General features: G+C 77.2%; 19 protein-coding genes. 12 read left to right on the forward strand and 7 right to left on the reverse strand.

Annotation, left to right across the window (positions count from 1 at the left end; all coding sequences use genetic code 11):
* Positions 1-75: 75 nt before the first annotated feature.
* The 3 genes from ACYSMR_RS10625 (at position 76) to ACYSMR_RS10635 (ending at position 4,015) form a co-directional block, all read left to right on the forward strand.
* A complete protein-coding gene (locus tag ACYSMR_RS10625) occupies positions 76-600 on the forward strand; it encodes a mycothiol transferase (RefSeq protein WP_309126505.1) in 525 nt (174 codons plus the stop codon).
* A gap of 241 nt (positions 601-841) precedes the next feature.
* The gene (locus ACYSMR_RS10630; protein WP_461745147.1) at positions 842-2,482 is read left to right on the forward strand and encodes a M23 family metallopeptidase; all 1,641 of its coding nucleotides are present in this window, start codon (positions 842-844) and stop codon (positions 2,480-2,482) included.
* Positions 2,483-2,593: 111 nt separating this feature from the next.
* Complete coding sequence (locus tag ACYSMR_RS10635) at positions 2,594-4,015, forward strand: FAD-binding oxidoreductase (protein ID WP_461745149.1); 1,422 nt, start codon at positions 2,594-2,596, stop codon at positions 4,013-4,015.
* Between the two features lie 31 nt (positions 4,016-4,046).
* Here ACYSMR_RS10635 and ACYSMR_RS10640 read toward each other — a convergent pair whose 3' ends face one another.
* The gene (locus ACYSMR_RS10640; protein WP_251332170.1) at positions 4,047-4,574 is read right to left on the reverse strand and encodes an alpha/beta fold hydrolase; all 528 of its coding nucleotides are present in this window, start codon (positions 4,572-4,574) and stop codon (positions 4,047-4,049) included.
* 75 nt (positions 4,575-4,649) lie between these two features.
* On the reverse strand, positions 4,650-5,324 hold the full coding sequence (locus ACYSMR_RS10645) for a maleylpyruvate isomerase family mycothiol-dependent enzyme (protein ID WP_461745151.1): 675 nt from the start codon (positions 5,322-5,324) through the stop codon (positions 4,650-4,652).
* 74 nt (positions 5,325-5,398) lie between these two features.
* Here ACYSMR_RS10645 and ACYSMR_RS10650 point away from each other — a divergent pair, with 74 nt between their 5' ends.
* The 5 genes from ACYSMR_RS10650 to ACYSMR_RS10670 are packed head-to-tail and all read left to right on the forward strand — an operon-like array spanning position 5,399 to position 9,380.
* Positions 5,399-5,854: a MarR family winged helix-turn-helix transcriptional regulator gene (locus ACYSMR_RS10650; RefSeq protein WP_461745153.1), complete on the forward strand. Its 456-nt coding sequence runs from the start codon at positions 5,399-5,401 to the stop codon at positions 5,852-5,854.
* 59 nt (positions 5,855-5,913) lie between these two features.
* Entirely contained in the window at positions 5,914-6,915 is a 1,002-nt protein-coding gene (locus ACYSMR_RS10655; RefSeq protein ID WP_461745155.1) for a zinc-dependent alcohol dehydrogenase, read from the forward strand.
* Positions 6,916-6,944: 29 nt separating this feature from the next.
* Positions 6,945-7,364 carry a 6-pyruvoyl trahydropterin synthase family protein gene (locus ACYSMR_RS10660; RefSeq protein WP_251332166.1) on the forward strand — a complete coding sequence of 140 codons (420 nt, stop codon included), beginning with the start codon at positions 6,945-6,947 and terminating at the stop codon, positions 7,362-7,364.
* Positions 7,361-8,446, forward strand: coding sequence for a glycosyltransferase family 4 protein (locus ACYSMR_RS10665; RefSeq protein WP_461745157.1), 1,086 nt, complete (start codon positions 7,361-7,363; stop codon positions 8,444-8,446). Before ACYSMR_RS10660 ends, ACYSMR_RS10665 begins: the two co-directional genes overlap by 4 nt.
* A 28-nt stretch (positions 8,447-8,474) precedes the next feature.
* Positions 8,475-9,380, forward strand: coding sequence for a methyltransferase domain-containing protein (locus tag ACYSMR_RS10670; protein ID WP_461745159.1), 906 nt, complete (start codon positions 8,475-8,477; stop codon positions 9,378-9,380).
* Between the two features lie 27 nt (positions 9,381-9,407).
* Here the strand turns inward: ACYSMR_RS10670 and ACYSMR_RS10675 are convergent, their stop codons facing one another.
* A complete protein-coding gene (locus ACYSMR_RS10675; protein ID WP_309126573.1) occupies positions 9,408-10,169 on the reverse strand; it encodes a CDP-alcohol phosphatidyltransferase family protein in 762 nt (253 codons plus the stop codon).
* 97 nt (positions 10,170-10,266) lie between these two features.
* Between ACYSMR_RS10675 and ACYSMR_RS10680 the strand changes: the two genes are divergently transcribed.
* Complete coding sequence (locus tag ACYSMR_RS10680; RefSeq protein ID WP_461745161.1) at positions 10,267-12,372, forward strand: bifunctional anthranilate synthase component I family protein/class IV aminotransferase; 2,106 nt, start codon at positions 10,267-10,269, stop codon at positions 12,370-12,372.
* Entirely contained in the window at positions 12,312-13,397 is a 1,086-nt protein-coding gene (locus ACYSMR_RS10685; protein WP_461745163.1) for a lysylphosphatidylglycerol synthase transmembrane domain-containing protein, read from the forward strand. The genes ACYSMR_RS10680 and ACYSMR_RS10685 overlap by 61 nt, the downstream gene beginning before the upstream one ends.
* Positions 13,398-13,531: 134 nt before the next feature.
* On the opposite strand, the gene ACYSMR_RS10690 is transcribed toward ACYSMR_RS10685, so the two are convergent.
* The 3 genes from ACYSMR_RS10690 to ACYSMR_RS10700 all read right to left on the reverse strand — a co-directional run bounded on the left by ACYSMR_RS10690 (position 13,532) and on the right by ACYSMR_RS10700 (position 16,202).
* Positions 13,532-14,764 (reverse strand): glycerate kinase, encoded by a 1,233-nt coding sequence (locus ACYSMR_RS10690; RefSeq protein WP_461745165.1) that lies wholly within the window; start codon positions 14,762-14,764, stop codon positions 13,532-13,534.
* A 101-nt stretch (positions 14,765-14,865) separates the two neighbouring features.
* The gene (locus tag ACYSMR_RS10695; RefSeq protein ID WP_309126544.1) at positions 14,866-15,651 is read right to left on the reverse strand and encodes a RibD family protein; all 786 of its coding nucleotides are present in this window, start codon (positions 15,649-15,651) and stop codon (positions 14,866-14,868) included.
* 5 nt (positions 15,652-15,656) lie between these two features.
* The gene (locus ACYSMR_RS10700; protein ID WP_461745167.1) at positions 15,657-16,202 is read right to left on the reverse strand and encodes a hypothetical protein; all 546 of its coding nucleotides are present in this window, start codon (positions 16,200-16,202) and stop codon (positions 15,657-15,659) included.
* Between the two features lie 150 nt (positions 16,203-16,352).
* Between ACYSMR_RS10700 and ACYSMR_RS10705 the strand changes: the two genes are divergently transcribed.
* Together ACYSMR_RS10705 and ACYSMR_RS10710 are read left to right on the forward strand one after the other, a co-directional pair.
* Positions 16,353-16,616, forward strand: coding sequence for a DUF3072 domain-containing protein (locus ACYSMR_RS10705; protein WP_251332157.1), 264 nt, complete (start codon positions 16,353-16,355; stop codon positions 16,614-16,616).
* 32 nt (positions 16,617-16,648) lie between these two features.
* The gene (locus ACYSMR_RS10710; protein ID WP_251332156.1) at positions 16,649-17,680 is read left to right on the forward strand and encodes an NAD-dependent epimerase/dehydratase family protein; all 1,032 of its coding nucleotides are present in this window, start codon (positions 16,649-16,651) and stop codon (positions 17,678-17,680) included.
* Here ACYSMR_RS10710 and ACYSMR_RS10715 read toward each other — a convergent pair.
* The gene (locus ACYSMR_RS10715; RefSeq protein ID WP_461745170.1) at positions 17,666-19,030 is read right to left on the reverse strand and encodes an MFS transporter; all 1,365 of its coding nucleotides are present in this window, start codon (positions 19,028-19,030) and stop codon (positions 17,666-17,668) included. The genes ACYSMR_RS10710 and ACYSMR_RS10715 overlap by 15 nt on opposite strands.
* Between the last annotated feature and the right edge of the window lie 6 nt (positions 19,031-19,036).

A 19,036-nucleotide genomic window follows, 5' to 3' on the forward strand; every position in this document is an offset into this window, starting at 1 on the left:
CACCGCCGCCCGTCCGGACGTAGGCTCGGCGGGGGAGGGGCACCCGGCCCCGGCGATCCCGGAGGAGCGACCACGATGACCCCGCAGGAGCTGTTCGAGGACGCCGCCCGGCGTCCGTCCCAGGTGGCGGCGCACGTCCTCGACGGGATCCGCCCGGAGGTGCTGCACGCCATGCCGGGCGGGACCGCCAACTCGATCGCGTGGCTCGTGTGGCACGCGGCCCGCCAGCAGGACGCCCAGGTCGCCGCCCTCGCAGGCACGCCGGAGGTGTGGACCGCGCAGGGCTGGAGCGCCCGTTTCGGCCTCGGCGTCCCCGGCTCGCCCACGGGCTTCGGCGACGGGCCCGAGGACGTGGCGAGGATCCGCGTCAGCTCCCCGGAGCTGCTGCGCGGCTACCTCGACGCCGTGGTCGACCACGTCGTGGCGTACGTGCACGGGCTCACCGCCGCCCAGCTCGACGACGTGGTGGACCGGAGCTGGGACCCGCCCGTCACCCGGGGGGTGCGGCTGGTGAGCACGGTCGACGACGCCGCCCAGCACGTCGGCCAGGCCGCCTACGCCCGGGGGCTGGTCGAGGACGGGTGGTCCGGGCCGTACTGATCCTGCCCTGGTGGCCGGGGTGCCGGCCGCCCCGGTGCAGGCCCCGTGGTCCAGCCGCTCGCGCGCCCACGTTCATTGAATCTGCATTGAGTCATCGTGTGACATCGCGCCGAAGTGGGGACGGACGTTTCCTCGGCCGACATGCGGCGTTCGCTTAAGCTGGGCACGCTGGACGCCAGCATCTCGAACTCCTGCTCGCCCTTTCCGTCGCACCTCGCGCCTCCCTGGGGGAAATGCCGCCATGCCCCGCGACTTCACGCGCCGCCCATCCGGACCCGACCTGCGCCGCCGCGCCTCCTCGCCGGTGGTCGCCCTCTCCGCGTTCTCGGCTCTCGTGGCCCTGAGCGTGGCCGTGAGCTCCGGCATGGAACCCGGGGCGCAGACCGGGACGGGGGCCGGCCAGGGCTCGGCCTTCGGGTCCCCGGTGACCTCCGGGGAGCGGCCGGGCGCCGGACCGAGCCTGCTCGCGGCCGGGCCGGACCCGGTGAGCCCGCCGTCCGCTCCGCTGCGGGACGGCCGCTCCCCGTCCCCCGTCCGTGACGGAGCCGCCGGTGACGGGTCGTGGCGGCAGGGGCTGGGCCGTGGTGACGGCGCCGACCGCGGGCAGGCCTCGACCGTCCGTCCGGGCCGTCGTGCCCCGACACTGCACGTGGGCGAGCTGCCCGTCAACACCCTGATCGCCCCGACCAGCCCGGGGGTCGTCCTGTCCGGGGGCGACTTCGGCTGGCGGATCGCGCCCGACCGCGGCGGGCGGGAGTTCCACAACGGCACCGACGTCTCCGCGGCGCAGGGGCTCCCGGTCGTCGCCGCTCTCGACGGCGTGGTGACGGCTGTGTTCTGGGACGTGTGGGGTGGCAACCGGGTGGAGGTCGTCCACGCGGACGGCCTGAAGACCACCTACAACCACCTCGACGACGTCCGGGTGCAGGTGGGAGACCGGCTGGTCGCCTCCGAGCAGCTCGGGTCCGTGGGACAGACCGGGATCCGGGTGACCGGCCCGCACCTGCACTTCGAGACCTGGATCAACGGCAAGGCCGTGGACCCGCAGTCCTTCGACTGGATCGACGGCACGCGCGTCATCCCCGCCTCCCGCAGCAAGTACTCGCTCGAGGTCCCCGAGCAGGAGACCGCCGAGCAGAAGACGGCCGAAGAGGAGGTCGCGGAGAAGAAGGCGGCCGAGCAGAAGGCTGCACAGGCCAAGAAGGCCGCAGAGAAGAAGGCCGCGGAGGCCAAGAAGACGGCCGAGCAGAAGGCAGCACAGGCCAAGAAGGCTGCAGAGCAGAAGGCCGCAGAGGCCAAGAAAGCAGCGGAGAAGAAGGCGAAGGAGAAAGCCGCCGAGCAGGCCGAAAAGCCTGCCGCCAAGCCGAAGCCGGAGCCGGTGGTGGTGCCGGAGCCGGAGCTGGAGCCCGTGCCGACGCCCAAGCCGGTGGTGGTGCCGCCGCCGAAGCCGGACCCCGTGCTGACGCCGAAGCCGGAGCTGGAGCCCGTGCCGACGCCCAAGCCGGAGCCGACGCCGAAGCCGGACCCCGTGCCGACGCCCAAGCCTGTGCTGACACCGAAGCCGGAGGCGGACCCCGTGCCGACGCCGAAGCCGGTGGTGCCGACGCCGGACGCCACGCGCGACACCGACAAGGACGGCATCCTCGATGTCAAGGATCCGGACCTGGACGGTGACGGGATCCGCAACGCCGAGGACGACGACCTCGACGGGGACAAGATCCTCAACGCCCAGGACGAGGACCGGGACGGCGACGGCCTGCTGAACGCCCAGGACCCGGACGCCGACGGCAACGGTGTGCCGGACGAGCAGGAACCGGCCCCGGGGACGACGGCCCCGGCCGCTCCGGCCCCGGAATCGACGTCCCCCGCGCCGGCCGGGTGAACCGGTCCCCGGAGTTACGCAGGCGTGACCCCGGGGCCGCCTGCCGCCGTGGGGCGGGAGGACTAGAATCAGGCTTTGACCTGTAGGTTCATCCGCGCGGGGGCGAGGACCATGAGCACCACGGACCATGACGGGCCGGGCGCCATGACCGCCCGGGCGTTGGAGGAGCTGCGGGAGCGCATGACCGGGAGGCTCGTCGAGCGCGGGGACGCCGGCTACGACGAGGCCCGCCGGGTCTGGAACGGCATGATCGACGTCCACCCGGTGGCCGTCGCGCGCGCCGGGAGCATTCGCGACATCGACCTCGTCCTGGCCGCCGCGCAGCGCACGGGCCTGCCGCTGGCGGTGCGCGGCGGCGGGCACAACATCGCCGGTCACGGCACCGTCGAGGACGGGCTCGTCCTGGACCTGGGCGAGCTGCGGGGGGTCGTCGTCGACCCGGCGAACCAGCTCGTCAGCGTCGAGCCGGGCGCCACCCTCGCGGACCTCGACCGCGCCACCACCCGCCACGGGCTCGCCGTCCCGTCGGGTGTGGTCAGCGCGACGGGCGTCGCGGGACTCGCCCTGGGCGGAGGCATCGGCTGGATGACCCGCAGCGACGGGCTGACCCTCGACAACCTCGACTCCGCCGACGTGGTCACCGCCGCGTGCGACCACCTGCACGCGAGCGAGGAGGAGAACGCCGAGCTGTTCTGGGGGCTGCGCGGCGGCGGGGGCAACTTCGGCGTGGTCTCCTCCTTCACCTTCCGCGCCCGCCGGCTGCCGTCCCTAGTGCTCGCCGGCAACCTCTTCTACCGCCGTCCCCGCTGGGAGAGCGCCCTGAGCGCGTTCGCCGGATGGGCCCACGCGCTGCCGGACGAGATGACTCCCATCGTCACGTTCATGGTCCTGCCGCCCGAGTTCGGGATGGGGGACGATCCGTGGATGACGGTGGGCTTCGCGTGGATCTCCGAGGACCACAGGGCCGGGCTGGCGCTCGTCGACCGGCTGCGCTCCGCGGCGCCGCCGGACGCGGAGGAAGCGGGGCCCACGCCGTGGCCGGTGTGGCAGTCCGCGATGGACAGCGTCTTCCCGCGGGGCTCGCGCGGCTACTGGAAGAACGTGTCCTTCTCCCGGCTGGACGAGGAGGTCGTCGGCGTCCTCGTGGAGCTCGCGTCCGGGATCACCTGGCGGGGCACCGGCATCGACGTCCACCACCTCGAGGGCGCCTTCGGGCGCGTGCCCGAGGAGGCCACGGCCTTCCCCAACCGCTCCGCGCGGTTCTGGCTCAACGTCTACGGCTTCTGGCGCGACCCCGGGGAGGACGAGCGGCTCACGGCCTTCGCCCGGCACGTCCACGCCCGGATGCAGCCTTTCGCCGAGCACGGCGAGTACGTCAACTTCCTGGGCGCCGAGGACGCGCACGACCCGGTGGAGGCCGCGCGCCGGGCCTACGGGCGGGAAAAGCACCACCGCCTGGTGGCGCTCAAGAACCGCTACGACCCGCAGAACCTCTTCCGGCTCAACCACAACGTCCTGCCGACCCCGGTCTGAGCGCGCGGCCCGGCCCGCAGGCCCCTCGCGGTCAGCAGATCAGCCCCCGGCCGGTCCACCCGGTCGGCAGGTGACCGCCGCTCGGCAGCATCACCACGTGCGCCGACGGCAGGCGCTCGCCGAGCCTGCGGGCGTGCTCGGGCGGGACGACGTCGTCGTCCTCGGCGTGGACCACCACGATCTCCAGGTCCGCGAGGGTCCGGCCCGCCGTGGGCGGCAGGGCGAACCCGGGCTCGCTCCACCCCGGGTCCTCGGGGTCCCACGCGGGGGAGGCCACGGTGACCACCCGCTGCAGCAGCGTCGGGATGCGGTGGCAGAGGAACCGCAGGGCCTCGGAGCCGCCCAGGGAGTGGCCCACGATCACCCAGGGCTCGTCCGGGATCGCGCGGATCACCCGGCCGATCGCCTCCTGCCACAGGTCCGGATCGGGGTCCTCCGGTCTGGGCAGGGCGGGCGCGATCAGGTCGGCGTCCGGCCACTGCCGGCGTACGGCCTGCAGCAGCGGGTTCGCGGCGGGCTGGGGGCCCGCGCCGTGCAGGAAGAGGATCCGGTGGACCATGGGGCACCTCGGGGCAGAGGGGGGGCCGCGGCGTGCGCCGCTGTCCACCAGCGTCCCCGCCGTGTCCGCGGGGTGTCAAGGGTGCCCGGCGCGGCCCGGGGCGGGCGGTGGGGCGCCCTGCGGGGCCCCGGACGCCAGGCGGGACGTCCCCGGGCCCTCCAGCCGGCCGAGGGCGGCCGTGCGGCCGGTCAGCAGCAGGAGCAGGGCCTCCATGGGGCCGCGGACCTCCGGGCCGCGGCCCACGCGCCAGTCGACGTCGGTGGCCACGAGGCTCAGGCCGTGCAGCCGCCGGCGGGCCCGGAACGGGAAGGACATGGACCAGACCCGCTCCGCGGCGGTGCGCGCGGCCTCCGGCGGCATCGGGTGGCGCCGGCCCAGGGGCAGGGCGATGTCCTGGGTGTGCACGAGGACGTCCACGAGCGGCTCGCGGATGCTGGTGGTCACCGGGTGGCGCCGGGAGCCGTCCAGCCGGCGGTAGTCGGCGACGATCGCCTCGACCGGCTGCCGCCCCCGGCTCCGGGCGTCGAGGTACATGGACCGGTCGAAGTTCCCGCGGCCCCGCCACAGGATCACGATCAGGTCGGCGACCCCGACCTGCGGGGAGGAGATGACGTGGGCGGCCACGTCGCGCACGGTCCAGCCGGGGCACAGGGTCGGGTGCTCCCACTCCTCGGGGGTGAGGGTCTCGAGCAGGTCCGCCAGTGCGGCCCGCTCCTGCTGGATGGCGTTCCAGACGGCGTCGCGGTCCATGGTACTCTCCCCCAAGTAGTCAGCATTCCTGACTAAATTCTCCGGCCGTGGGCGGCTCGACGTCAAGGGGTGGCATGCAGGACGAGGCGGACGCGCTCGCGGCGACGAACACGGGGCTGCTGCTCTACTACCCCTACCGGGACATGGAGGACCGCGTCATGGCGGCGCTGCACGCCGCCGGGTTCGCGGACCTCTCCTTCGCCCAGGCGCGGATCTTCCAGCGCATCGGCCCGTCCGGCACCCGCCTGGTCCACCTCGCCGAGCAGGCCCGCGTGACCAAGCAGACCGCCAGCGTGCTCGTGCAGGCCATGGAGCAGGAGGGCTACGTGGCGCGCCGCCCGGATCCGGCCGACGCCCGGGCCCGGCTCGTGACCATCGCCGAGCGGGGACGGGCGGCCCAGGCGGTGGCCGCCGGCGTGGTGGCCGGGGTGGAGGCCGAGTGGTGTGCGCGGCTCGGGACCCGGCGCTACGGCGAGCTGCGCCGTGCCCTGTCCGAGCTGCACGACGAGCCGCCCGGCCCGAGGGCCTGACCGTCCGCGCGGGCGCGCCGCGTCTGTCCATCGCGCGGCGGGATAGACACAATGGGACCATGACCGACGCCGCCCAGCTGCCTGCGGGGGACCGGACCTGCCGCTCCTACTGGACGGTGGCGCCCGGCCGGGGGGAGCTGCGCACGGGGCCCCTGCCCGCGCCGGGCCCGGACGACGTCGAGGTCCGGACCCTGCGCTCCGGGATCAGCCGCGGCACGGAGTCGCTGGTGCACCGCGGCCTCGTCCCGGAGCGGGTGCGTGAACGGATGCGCGCCCCCTTCCAGGAAGGCGAGTTCCCCGGCCCGGTGAAGTACGGCTATCTCGCCGTGGGCGTCGTCGAGCACGGTCCCGAGGAGCTGGTGGGCCGGCGCGTGTTCGGCCTGCACCCCCACCAGGACCGCTGGGTCGTCCCCGCCTCCACCGTGACGCCCGTGCCCGACGACGTGCCCGACGACCGTGCCGTGCTCGCCGGCCCGGTCGAGACCGCCGTCAACGCGCTGTGGGAGGCCGCGCCCCGCTTCGGGGACCGGGTGGCCGTGGTGGGCGCCGGGATGATCGGGGCCTGCGTCGCCGCGCTGCTGGCCCGGTTCCCGCTCGCCCGCCTCGAGCTCGTGGACCCCCAGCCCGTCCGCGCCGAGCTCGCCCGCCGCCTGGGCGTGGAGCACGTGCTTCCGGAGGGCGCGGCGGGGGAGTGCGACGTCGTGCTCCACGCCTCCTCGACCGCCGCGGGGCTCGCCCGGGGGCTCGAGCTGCTCGGGGACGAGGGCGAGCTCATCGAGATGTCCTGGTACGGCGACGACGACCCCGCCGTTCCCCTGGGCGCCGACTTCCACGCCCGTCGCCTGCAGATCCGCGCCAGCCAGGTGGGGGTCGTCGCCCCCGCCCGGCGCGCCCGCCGCAGCACCGCCGAGCGCCGCGCCGCGGCGCTGGACGCCCTGCGCGACCCCCGCTTCGACGCCCTGCTCACCGGGTCCTCGTCCTTCGAGGAGCTGCCCGCGACCATGGCCCGGCTCGCCGAGGGCCCCCCGGGCGCGCTGTGCCACGTGGTGACGTACGCCTGACGAGCCCGTCCCGAGACCCGAGGAGCCCCGTGTTCACGCTGACCGTCCGCGACCACATCATGATCGCCCACAGCCTGCCGGACCCCTTCTTCGGCCCGGCCCAGAACCTGCACGGGGCCACCTACGCGGTCGAGACCACCTGGGCCCGGCCCGTCCTGGACGAGCACGGCGTGGTCATGGACATCGGCGCCGCCACGGAGATGCTCTCCGGGGTGCTCGCCGGGCTGCGCTACCGCAACCTCGACGAGCACCCCGACTTCGCCGGGCGGCTGACCACCACGGAGGTCCTCGCCCAGCACGTCGCCGAGCGCCTGGCCGCCGGCGCCTCCGGGATCGCGGGGCTCGAGCGGCTCACCGTGACCCTGCGCGAGACCCCCGACGCCTGGGCCTCCTACACCCTCGAGCTGCCCGTGCTCAGCGAGCGCGGCGGGCCGGCCACCGCCCGATGAGCGCGCGCGCGGGGGGCGGCGGGGTCCTGGAGGTCGTGGTGCCCGACGACGGGCGCCCGACCGGCGGGTCCCTCTACGACCTCCGGCTCGTGGCGGCGCTGCGGGGCCTGGGCCATTCGGCCCGCACGGTGCCCGTCGCCGGCGCCTGGCCCCGTCCGAACGCGGCCGCCCGGGACCGGCTGCGCGCCGCCCTCGGCGGGCCCGCACCGGGGCGCACCGTCCTGCTCGACGGCCTCGTGGGTTGCGCCGCGCCGGACGTGGTCGCCGACGCCGTGCGCTCCGGGGTGCCCGTCCACGTCCTGGTGCACCTGCCGCTGCCGGCCGAGACCTGTCTGGACCCCGCCGAGTCCGGGCTGCTGGCACGGCGGGAGGCCGCCGCGCTCGCGGCCGCGACCGGGGTGGTCGTGACCAGCCGCTGGGCCGCCCGGGACCTGCGGGAGCGCTACGGGACCCGGGACGCGGCCGTGGCGGTGCCCGGCACCCGCCGGGCCCCCGTGGCGCAGGGGTCGGTGCCGCCGCGGCTGTCCTGCGTGGGGTCGCTGACCCCCCGCAAGAACCAGGCGCTGCTGCTGGAGGCCCTCGCCCCGCTGGTGCACCTCGAGTGGTCGCTCGACCTCGTGGGCGCCCCCGGTCCCGCCGGCTACGCCCGGGCGCTGGAGGCGGCGGTCGCGGCGTTCCCCGACCCCGCACGCGTGCGCCGGACCGGCCCGCTCACGGGAGCGGCCCTGGAGCAGCAGTGGGCGGCCACCGACCTGCTCGTGCTGCCCTCGGCCACCGAGACCTACGGCATGGTCGTCACCGAGGCCCTCGCCCACGGGATCCCCGCGCTGGTGCCGGCGGGGACGGGTGCGGTCGAGGCCCTCGACGGCGTCCCCGGTGCGGCCCCCGCGCCGACGGCCCGCGCCGGCGCCGTGCTCGACGCCGATCCGGCCGCCTGGACCCGGGCCCTGGGCGCCTGGCTCACGGACCCCGCCCTGCGCGCGTGCCGGCGGGCGAACGCCCTCGTCCGCCGGAGCAGCCTGCGCACGTGGCAGGACACCGCCCACGACGTCCTCGCCGCCCTCGGCGCCGACATCCCCTGACCCGATCCACGACCGGAGGAGAACGACCATGGACAGCACCACGAACGACACGGCCGGACCGCAGCGCCCCGTGGCCGGCGACTGGCTGGCCCTGCGCGCGCCCGCCGACGCCGAGGCCCGCGAGGACGCACGGTTCCTCACCGACCGGCTCGTGCGGCACTGGGCGGAGTCCGCGCCGGAGGTGGGGCCGGGCGGGGCGGCGGGGGAGGCCGAGCCCGTCGTCGTCGTCGACCTCGGGGCCGGCACGGGCGCCAACCGGGCGTGGCTGGCCCCGCTCCTGCCGGGCCCCCAGCGCTGGGTGCTGCTGGACCACGACCGCGACCTGCTCGACCGGGCGGTGGCCGTCGCGCGCGAGGAGGGGGCCGACGTCGTGCCCGTCCTCGCGGGGGTGGAGGCACTGGAGCGGGTGCTCGCCGAGCACCCGGCCGCCCGCCGGCTCGTGACGTGCTCCGCGCTGCTGGACCTGCTCTCCCACGAGCAGATCCGGGATCTGGCCCGCGTGCTGTGCGCCGCCGGCGTCCCGGCCCTGTTCGCGCTCACCGTCGACGGCGAGGTCGTGCTCGACCCGCCCCACCACTTCGACGCCCCCGTGCTGGGCGCCTTCGACGACCACCAGCAGCGCGGCGCGCTCGCCGGGCCGGAGGCGGTGGGGCTGGCGTCCACCGCGCTGCGGGAGTGCGGGATGGCCGTGGACGTGGTGCCCACCCCGTGGTGGGTGGCCGACCAGCCGTGGGCCCGGCCCCTCCTGGAGCGGTTCCTCGCCGACCGCGCGGACGCCGCCGTGGAGCACCGCCCCGACCTCACGCCGGAGGCCCACGCGTGGTTGCGCACCCGCCTGGTGGACGTCGCCCGGGGGAGGCTGCGGGCGACGGTGGGGCACGCGGACCTGCTGGGCCTGCCCCCGGCTGCGACCCGGGGGCAGGGCCGGGGCTAGGCGTCCTGCTCCGCTCCGTCTCCTCCCTCAGGGTCGCGCCCGCCGCCGGAGCCACACGACGTCGCGGCCGAAGGAGACGAGCAGCAGGGCCAGGGCGAGCGCCACGGCCCCGGCGGCGAGCGGCAGCGGGACGAGGGGGAGCAGGGCGCCGAGCAGCACCCCGCCCTGGATCCCCGCCGTGGTCCGGCGGTACCCGCTGGGCGGCAGGGGCCGGCGCCAGGCGGGGCGCAGCCGCAGGGCGAGCAGGAACAGGTAGCGCAGCGCGCCGATGACCAGCACCCAGGCGGCTCCCGGCAGCCCGATCCGCGCGGCGACGGCCACCGACAGGACCAGGATCAGGGCGGCGTCGACCTCCTGGTCGAAGCGCGCCCCGGCGCGCGTGGCGGTGCCGGTGCGGCGGGCGACGCGGCCGTCCAGCGCGTCGAGCAGCCAGGCCGGCAGCGCCACGGCGAACAGGCCCCAGCACCAGGCGGCGGCCGGGCGGAGCGCGTCCTGGGCCGGCCCGGGGGCCAGGCCCAGCGGCAGCAGGGCGGCGGCCACGGCGACGAGCACGGAGCGGGCCACGGTCACCCGGTCGGCCGGGCCGTAGGGCTCGTCGCGGCGGCGGACGGTGCTGCGCACCACCGCGCCGGTCACGGCGAGCCCCAGCACCGCGGAGGCCGCCGCCACGGGAGCCCCCGCGCCGGTGACGAGGGCGAGGAGCACGACGGCCGCCGCCGTGGCGAGCACGGCGGCCAGCCCGTCCCGGCGCGCCGAGGACCGCGGGGCGGCGGGGCGGGCCAGGGGCATCGGGTCCTCCTCCGGATCGGGTGCTCCATCCTGGCCGGGCCGCGGCGGGGCGGTCAATCCGCTCCCCGGGACCCGGCGGATGGGGGAGACTGGAACGATGGACAACCACTGCCCGACCGAGCGCCCGCGGGTGGTCGCCCCGGCGGCCGTGACACCGGTGCGGATGCTGCAGGCGCTGCGGGACCAGCCCGGGCTGGCGGCGCTGTTTGGCGACTGGCACCACGGCGACGCCCTGATCGCCTTCCGCCCCACCCGGGTGCTGGCCCCCGACGAGGACCCGTTCGCGGCCCTGGGGGCGGCGGGCCGGGGCGGGATCCGCACCGGGGCCGGCGAGGCGTTCGGCGGCGGCTGGATCGGCTACCTCGGCTACCAGCTGGCCGGGAGCCTCGAGGTCCTGCCGCCGCCCCCGCCGCACGCCGGTGGCCTGCCCGACCACCACCTCGCCCACTACGACCACGCGCTGCGCCGCCGGGCGAGCACCGGGGAGTGGGTCCTCGAGGCCCTGCCCGGCGCCGACCCCGCGCGGGTGGACGAGAGCGCGGCGATCGTCGCCGCGGCGCTGGCCGCGCCCGCCGGGGCGCAGCCCTACCGGTGCGGCCCGTTCTCGGCGGACGCCTCCGGGGCGCAGCACGCCGCGGCCGTCACCGCCGCGCTGGGCCACATCCGCGACGGGGACATCTTCCAGGCCAACGTGTGCCGCGGCCTGGAGGCCGGTTTCGAGGGCGACCCCCTGGACCTGTTCTGCGCCGGGCACGAGACGCTCAGGCCACGGTTCGCGGCCTTCCTGCGGCTGCCGGGCGGCGCGGTCGCGAGCCTGTCGCCGGAGCTCTACCTGCGCCGGACCGGGGACGAGGTGCTGAGCTCCCCCATCAAGGGCACCGCTCCCGGCAGCTCCGACCCGGCGGCGCTGCACGCCTCGGCGAAGAACCGGGCCGAGAACGTCATGATCGTGGACCTGATGCGCAACGACCTCTCGCGCACGTGCGTCCCGGGGAGCGTGCGCGCCCCGGCCACGCCCCGGGTCGAGGCCCACACCGGTGTCCACCACTTGGTGGCCGACGTCCACGGGCGGCTGCGCCCCGGCCTCGACGACGCCGATCTGCTCCGGGCGAGCTTCCCCCCGGGCTCGTGCACCGGGGCCCCCAAGATCCGGGCGATGGAGATCATCCACGCCCTCGAGCCCGCCGCGCGGGAGGTCTACACGGGGGCCATCGGCTACGCGGGCCCGTCCGGGCTGGCGCTGAACGTCGCGATCCGCACGTTCGAGTTCGCGGAGGACCGGGTGCGGCTCGGGGTGGGCGGCGGGATCGTGGCCGACTCCGACCCGGTCGACGAGGCCCACGAGACCCTCGTGAAGGCCCGGCCCCTGCTGCGCGCCGTCGGCGCCCGGTTCGACGCGCCGCTGGCCGCGGAGTGGGCGGAGCGCTCGCAGCCTTCCGCGCGCGGGCTGCCCGTGGTGCCGGTGCCGCCGCCGGATCCGGGGCGGGGGGTCTTCACGACCCTGCTCGTCCGCTCCGGGGTGCCGGTCGACCTCGCCCGGCACCTGGCCCGTCTGGAGGCCAGCACCCTCGCCTGCTACGGCGCCCCGCTGCCCGCCGGACTGCCGGAGGAGGTCCGGGCCCGCGCGGACGCGCTGTCCGGGCCCCACCGGCTGCGGATCACCGCGGTCCCCGGCGGGGGGACGGTGCGCACGGAGCTCACGACGGCCGCGCTGACCCTCTCGCCCGCGCAGGCCTGGCGGCTGGTGCCCCTCGTGCTGCCCGGAGGCCTCGGCGGGCACAAGTGGGTGGACCGCCGGGCGCTCGAGTGGGCGCCCGCGCCGGGGCTGTGGTCCCCGAGCTGCGACCCGCTGCTCGTCGAGGCGGACGGGGAGCTGCTGGAGACCGGCCGCGCCAACGTCTTCGTGGTCACCGGCGACGGCGTGCTCACCCCGCCGGCCGACGGGCGGATCCTGCCCGGCGTGCTGCGCGCCCGCACGATCGACGCCCTGCGCGCCGGGGGGCGCACCGTCCACGAGCACCCGGTGGGCCTCGACGGGCTCGCCGGCGCCACCGAGCTGTTCGTCACCAACTCGCTGCGGGGCGCCGTGCCCGTGGCGCACGTCGACGGCGTGGGCCGGTGGGAGCCCGGGCCCGTCGCCCGGTGGGTGGGCCGGCGGCTCGGGGCCGCACCGGAGCCGGCGGCACCCGCGCGCGGCCGGTAGGCGGCGCCCGTGCCGAGCACCGCCGGCCCGCCGCGACGCCCCCGGGCCGCCGGCTCCTGAGGGCCGTCGTCCGGTCCCTGGCCGGACTGGCCGTGCTCGGCGCGCTGCTCCGGGCGCTGGGCCCCGGGGCCCTCGGCGGCGCCCTGGGGGTGCTCAGCCCCGCCACCGTCGTCCTCGCGCTCGCCGCGGGCCTCGTGGCCACCACGGCCCAGGCCCAGCGGTGGCGGCTCGTGGCGCGGGCCCGCGGCGTGCGGATCCCCTTCCGGGAGGCCCTGGGCGAGTGCTGGGCCGCCGGGCTCGTCAATCTCCTGCTGCCCGGGGGCGTGGCCGGGGACGCCGTGCGCGTGCTGCGCCGCCGCCGCGGCGGGGACACCCTGCCGGAGGCCGGCGTCGCCGTCGCCGGGGAGCGGCTCGCCGGCACCTCGATCCTGCTCGCCGTGGGCGTGGTCCCGGCCCTGGCCGTCGGGGCGTGGCTCGCGGTGGCGCTCGCCGTCGGAGCGCTGGCGGTGGGGGCGGTGGCGTGGCGCGCCACGGCCGGAGCCCCCGGCCGGGACCGGGCGGCGGTGTGGGCCCTGTCGGTGCTCGCGTGGGCGTGCTACCAGGGGCTGTTCCTGGTGGCGGGGCTCCGCACCGCCCCGGACGCGGCCCCCGGCGCGCTGTGGGCCACCACGGTCCTCGGCCTGGCGGGGATGTCCGTGCCGCTGGGCGTGGGCGGCTGGGGCCCCCGCGAGGGGAGCACGACCCTCGCCGCGCTCGCCCACGGCCTGCCGGCGGAGACCGGCTTCGCGATCTCCCTCGGCTACGGCCTGCTCGCACTGGTCTCCGCGCTGCCCGGGGCGGTGCTGCTGGCCCGGTGGCTGCGCCCGGGGGATCCCGGGGCCGTGCCCCCGCAGCGCCGTGCGGGAACGGGGCGGCCGACGGCGGGCACCGGAGCCCACGGCCCGGGGCCCGCCCCGCCCGGCGGCCGCGACGGGAGCCGCGCCGGTTCTCGCCGCGGAGGATCAGCCGGCCCCGCGGCGTCGTGAAGTCCACCGGGGCCCCGCGCTGGAACGTGCGGCGCACCGTCCCGGACAGTGCCCCGCCCCGGTAGGGGACGACGGCCTCGCCGGCGTGGCCCTGCGGATCGGGCAGCCGCCGGGGAGCCCGCCCGCGGCGTCCGTCACGCGGTGCCCTGCCGGGCGCCGTCGCCGGCCGCCGTGGGGCCGGGGGCGCGGTCCGCCGCCTGCGGGCCGGGGTGCTGCCCGGCCAGCAGCCCGGGCAGCTCGCGGACCAGCCGGGCCCCCACGTCCTCGAGCAGCCGCCCGGCCTCGCGCATGCACGTGCGGGGGTCCGGCTCGAGGTCGGTCAGGGCGTAGGTCCGCAGGAAGCCCGCCTCCCGCAGGAGCCGCGGCTCCAGCGTGGTCCGCCCGCACACGGCCACCGCGGGCACGCCCGCGGAGCGGGCCGTGCCGAGCACGCCCAGCGGGGTCTTGCCGCCGAGGGACTGCTCGTCGAGGCTGCCCTCGCCCGTGATGACGAGATCCGCCCCGGTCAGGCGCTCGGCGAGGCCGACGAACTCCAGGACGACCTCTACGCCGGGCCGGCGCCGCGCGCCCAGCACCGCGAGCGAGGCGAAGCCGACGCCGCCCGCGGCCCCGGCCCCGGCCGCCTCGGCCGCGTCCCGGGCCCGTCCGCCGAGGGCGTCGGCGAGCCGGTCCCGCAGGACGGTCAGCGCGGCGTCGAGCTCCCGCACCTGCTCGGGGGAGGCGCCCTTCTGGGGGCCGAACACCGCCGCGGCGCCCCGCTCGCCCAGCAGCGGGTGGTCGACGTCGGCCGCCAGCACCACCTCGGTCCCGGTCAGGCGCGGGTCCAGGCCGGTGAGGTCCACGCGCGCGAGGCGGGCCAGGGCGGCGCCGCCGCGGCCGAGCTCCTCGCCGTCGGCGTCGAGCAGCCGGGCTCCCAGGGCCTGCAGCAGCCCGGCCCCGCCGTCGGTGCAGGCGCTGCCCCCCACACCGAGGACCACGCGCGTCGCCCCGGCGTCGAGGGCCGCGCGCACGAGCTCGCCCGTGCCGCGGCTCGTCGCGCCGGGGGCGTCGAGGACGGGCTGCCCGTGCTCGTCCACCGGCAGGACCGCCAGCCCGGAGGCCAGCGCCATCTCGACCACGGCGGTGGTGCCCCGCAGGGCGAACTGCGCCCCGAGCGGCTCCCCCACGGGACCCGTCACGGTGACGGCGTGCGCGGTGAACCCGGCGCCGACGGCGGCCTCGAGGGTGCCCTCCCCGCCGTCGGCCACCGGCAGGACCACCACCTCGGCCGACGGATCCGCCGAGCGGATCCCGGCGGCGAGGCTCGCGGCCACATCGGGGGCCTCGAGCGAGCCCTTGAACTTGTCCGGGGCGACGACGATGCGCACGTCGGTCCTCCTTGTGCTGGTGGTCCGTGCTGAGGGTCTGTACGAGTGGCTTGAGGGTAGCCCGCCCCCGTGCCGTGCCCGGGGCCGCCGCGCGGGGCGGGTCAGGGACGGAGGACGAGCTCGGTGCAGAGGTCCTCGCCCAGCACGAAGCGGCGCACCGGGCCCCGCAGGGCGCCGGAGAGGTGGTCGGTGCCGCGGAAGCGGATCCCGGGGACGCCGTCGCCGATCAGCATGGGCGCGGTGGTCAGGTAGAGCCGGTGCAGCGCGCCGTCCGCGAGGAAGCGGGAGACGGTCCGCCCGCCGCCCTCGACGAGCACCCGGTCCAGCCCGCGCGCGGCCAGCTGCGCCAGCACGTCCCCGGGGAGCAGGTGCCGCCCGGGGGCGGGAACGCGGACGACGACGACGTGCGGCGCGGGCTCCCCGGGCACGGCGGCGTCCTCGCCCACCACCCAGAGCGTCGGCGCGGCGCCGTCGGTGAGCACCGCCGACGCCGGCGGCGTCCTCGCGGTGGGGTCCAGGACCACCCGCACCGGGTGGGGGCCCGGCACGGCGCGGACGGTCAGGCGGCAGTCGTCCGCCGTCACGGTGCCCGCCCCGACGACCACGGCGTCCACCAGCGCGCGCAGGCGGTGCAGGTGCGCCCGGTCCTCGGGCCCCGTGACGAACTGGGCGTGGCCGGTGCGGGAGGCGATGAACCCGTCCAGGCTCTGGCCGAGCTGGGCGATGACGAGCGGTCCCCGGTGGGCCACGAGCGGGCCGTAGCGCTCCGCGAGCTCCCCTCCCCGGGCGGGGGACGGGGGGACGCGGCCGGCCAGCAGCTCGTCCCACGCCGCGGCGGCTCCGGCGTCGTCGTCGGGCCCGCCCGCCCTCCGCGGGGGCTCGGCCACGGGGCTCAGCCCCCGGCGAGGAACCGGCCGGGCGCCGTCTCCCGGGCGATGGCCCGCAGCCGGTCGTACTGCTCGGCGGCGTCGGACTCCAGCTTCCGCAGCTGCCCGGCGTCCAGGCGCGGCTCCGCGGGGACCAGCTCCAGGAGGGTGACCCACATGCTGCGCTTGGCGACCACCAGGGACTGCAGCATCTCGAGCTCACCGTGCGCGGCGATCCCGGCGCGCTTCCGGATCCGGCTCAGCGGGTTGAGCCGGGACGCGACGCCGGTGACCGTCCCCAGACCCTTGACCAGCTTCCGGCGGGAGGAGCCGAGGCGGTCGAGCATGGACTCGAGGTGCACGATGTCGTTCTGGATGTCCTCCACGAACGCGGCGAACCGGCCCTCGTACGGGGTCCCCGCCCAGGTCCGGCGGGCCTCGTCGAACAGCCGCACCCCGGACAGGGCGCCCATGTAGTGCCCCAGCATGTAGGCCTCGAGCTTGTCGGCCTGGACCGCGGCGGCCGCGGGGGCCCCGGCGCTGTCGGTGCTGTGCTGCGGGTGCTCGCTCATCTGCTTCTCCTCCGGTGCGCTCCCCGCCGGTCCGGGGGGACCTGCGGCCTGGTTCCTCAGCGTACTGACTCGGCCCGGTCCGCGGCAGGCGCACCGGGGGCCCGGGCGCAACACGAGAGAGATCGTAAGCGATATGACTATCATGGGCGCATGAGCGAGAACGCGAACGGCACCCCGGATCCCGACCAGCAGGAGACCATCGGCGCGTCCAGCCCCGAGCCGGGCAGCGGCCTCGACCGCGATCCCGACGAGTGGGCCACCGGCGACGAGCCGATGACCGCGGCGCAGCGCAGCTACCTGGACACCCTGGCCCGCGAGGCCGGGGAGGAGCTGCCCGCCGACCTCACCAAGGCCGAGGCCTCCAAGCACATCGACCGCCTGCAGGGCAAGAGCGACCGGGTCCAGGACCAGTAGGCCCCGGTCCGCCCGGACGGGAGGAGAGCACCGTGAAGATCGTCGTCCTGGGAGCCACCGGCAACGTGGGCACCGCCCTGCTGCGCCGGCTGCACGCCGCCCCGGAGGTCACGCAGATCGTGGGGGTCTCCCGCGAGGGCCCCGAGCGGGACGGTGAGCCCTACGACGGCGTGCAGTGGCACACCGTCGACATCGCCGCGCGGGAGTCGACCGCGGAGCTGGCCGGGATCCTGCGCGGGGCGGACGCGGTGGTGAACCTGGTCTGGCTGATCAGGCCCAACCGGGACTTCGCGCTGATGCACGCCGCCAACGTCGACGGCCTGGTCCACGTGCTGGACGCCGTGGTGCTCGCGGGGGTGCCCCACGTCGTCTACCCCTCGTCCCTCGGCGCCTACAGCCGCGGCCCCAAGGACCGGCCCGTGGACGAGTCCTGGCCCGTCGGCGGGGTCGAGACCTCCCACTACAACGTGCAGAAGGCCGAGGCGGAGACGATCCTCGACCGCTTCGAGGCCGCCCACCCCGAGGTCCTGGTGACCCGGCTGCGGCCGGGGTTCCTGTTCCAGGCGGACGCCGCCCCCGAGATCAGGGACTACTTCTTCGGCTCGCTGGTGCCCCGGCGGCTGATCGCCCGGCTGCGCCTGCCCGTGCTGCCCTTCCCGGAGAGGTTCCGCTTCCAGGTCCTGCACACGGACGACGTCGCGGACGCGTTCTGGCGGGTCATCCAGCAGCGGGCCGGGGGGATCTTCAACGTGGCGGCCGAGCCCGTGGTCGGCCCCGACGGCGTGGCCCAGGTGCTGGGCGCCAAGCGGATCCTGCCCGTGCCGCCGGCCCTGGTGCGGGCCCTCGTGGCGATCACCTACCGGCTGCGGCTGCAGCCCACCGATCCCGGGTGGATCGATCTGGCCGACGCCGTCCCGCTCATGGACACCACCCGGATCCGGGAGGTCACGGGCTGGTCGGAGACGGTGAGCTCGCTCGAGGCGCTGCGCCAGCTCGTCGACAGCTTCGACGGCAGGGAGGGCCTCGGCAACCCCGAGCACCGGACGAGGTCACCGCTCGTCTAGGGCGGGCCCCCGGTCCCGGCGCACCAGCAGGGCCGCCGCCCCGCTGATCGCCGTCATCGCGAGCGCCGCGCCGGCGGCCACCGCGAACGCGCCCCGGTGCCCGGCCGACTCGGCGAGGACGCCGGCCAGCGTCGCGCCCACGGCCGTGCCGAGCACCACGCCGCTCGCGAGCAGCGTCATCACCGTGCCCAGCCGCTCCGGGCGGGCCACGTCCCCGCCGATCGTGTAGACGGTGACCATGGTGGGGCCCACGGGCACGCCCACGACCAGCAGCACGGCCAGCATCGGGACGAGCCCGCCGGGCAGGAGGAGCAGCGGGCTCAGCGCGGCCATGGCGGCGGCGCCGGCCACCCAGCGGGCGGCGGGCCGGAAGCGCTGGGGCCACCACGCGACGGACAGCGCCGCCGCCGCCGAGCTGATGCCCAGCACGGCGTAGAGCAGGCCGGCCGCGCTGTGCGCGCCGAGGGCGCCCCCGAAGGCGTTGAGCGCGTTCTGGACGGCGCCGAAGAACGTGCCCATGGCCACCATGCCCAGCACCGGCAGCAGCACGAGCACCCGCTCCCGCGCCGTGGAGCGCACGGCCGCGCGCCGCCGGGCCTCGCGGGAGGCGGCCGGCACCGCGAGATGGGTCGGGTGCACGGCGAACAGCGCCACCATGGTCAGCGTCAGGACCCCCGCGAGGACGAAGGGCGCCCAGGGGGTGACGAGCGAGGCCAGCAGGCCCACGAGGGCCGGGCCCAGGACGAAGGTCAGCTCGTCCGCTGTGGACTCGTAGGACAGCGCGGTGTCCAGCTCCTCGCGCCGGCCGCCGGTGAGGGCCCGCCAGCGCACGCGGGCGAGCGGGCTCACCTGCGGGCAGGTGGCGCCGACGAGCAGGCAGGCGCCCACGAGGGCCGGCACGGCCGGGCCGCCGGGGGCCAGGGGCACGTACGCGGCCGCCAGCAGCACGGCGACGGCGACGGCGTGGACGACGGCCGAGGCCAGCAGCACGGCGCGCTGGCCCGCCCGGTCGGCGAGGTGGCCCATCAGCGGGCCGCCCAGGGCGGAGCCGATCCCCACGGCCCCCGCGGCGAGCCCGCCGGAGGCGTAGGAGCCGGTGACGGCGGTCGCCAGGGTCAGGGCGCCCACGGTGATCATGGCCAGCGGCAGGCGGGCGAGGAAGGCGATCGGCAGGAAGCCGCGGCCGGCCAGCTGCGGGAGCCGGGCGTAGCGCCCGCCGGACGGCGGGGCCGTGCGGCGGGCGCTGCGCCCGGTCCCGGGAGCGGCGGCCGGGGACCGCCCGGCCAGGGGCCGGTCAGCGGCGGGCTGCTCCACCGTGGGAGGGGTGCGGGAGGTGGTGAGGGGGTTCACGGGCGT

The organism is Kocuria sp. U4B, assembly GCF_054875615.1.

Excerpts from the sequence above, each read along its gene's own strand:
- ACYSMR_RS10655 (WP_461745155.1), top strand. The coding sequence starts at position 5,914 with ATGACCGACGCCGCCCAGCTGCCTGCGGGGGACCGGACCTGCCGCTCC.
- ACYSMR_RS10705 (WP_251332157.1), top strand. The coding sequence starts at position 16,353 with ATGAGCGAGAACGCGAACGGCACCCCGGATCCCGACCAGCAGGAGACC.
- ACYSMR_RS10645 (WP_461745151.1), bottom strand. The coding sequence starts at position 5,324 with ATGGACCGCGACGCCGTCTGGAACGCCATCCAGCAGGAGCGGGCCGCA.
- ACYSMR_RS10640 (WP_251332170.1), bottom strand. The coding sequence starts at position 4,574 with ATGGTCCACCGGATCCTCTTCCTGCACGGCGCGGGCCCCCAGCCCGCC.
- ACYSMR_RS10700 (WP_461745167.1), bottom strand. The coding sequence starts at position 16,202 with ATGAGCGAGCACCCGCAGCACAGCACCGACAGCGCCGGGGCCCCCGCG.
- ACYSMR_RS10625 (WP_309126505.1), top strand. The coding sequence starts at position 76 with ATGACCCCGCAGGAGCTGTTCGAGGACGCCGCCCGGCGTCCGTCCCAG.
- ACYSMR_RS10630 (WP_461745147.1), top strand. The coding sequence starts at position 842 with ATGCCCCGCGACTTCACGCGCCGCCCATCCGGACCCGACCTGCGCCGC.
- ACYSMR_RS10675 (WP_309126573.1), bottom strand. The coding sequence starts at position 10,169 with ATGCCCCTGGCCCGCCCCGCCGCCCCGCGGTCCTCGGCGCGCCGGGAC.
- ACYSMR_RS10680 (WP_461745161.1), top strand. The coding sequence starts at position 10,267 with ATGGACAACCACTGCCCGACCGAGCGCCCGCGGGTGGTCGCCCCGGCG.
- ACYSMR_RS10670 (WP_461745159.1), top strand. The coding sequence starts at position 8,475 with ATGGACAGCACCACGAACGACACGGCCGGACCGCAGCGCCCCGTGGCC.
- ACYSMR_RS10635 (WP_461745149.1), top strand. The coding sequence starts at position 2,594 with ATGAGCACCACGGACCATGACGGGCCGGGCGCCATGACCGCCCGGGCG.
- ACYSMR_RS10665 (WP_461745157.1), top strand. The coding sequence starts at position 7,361 with ATGAGCGCGCGCGCGGGGGGCGGCGGGGTCCTGGAGGTCGTGGTGCCC.
- ACYSMR_RS10650 (WP_461745153.1), top strand. The coding sequence starts at position 5,399 with ATGCAGGACGAGGCGGACGCGCTCGCGGCGACGAACACGGGGCTGCTG.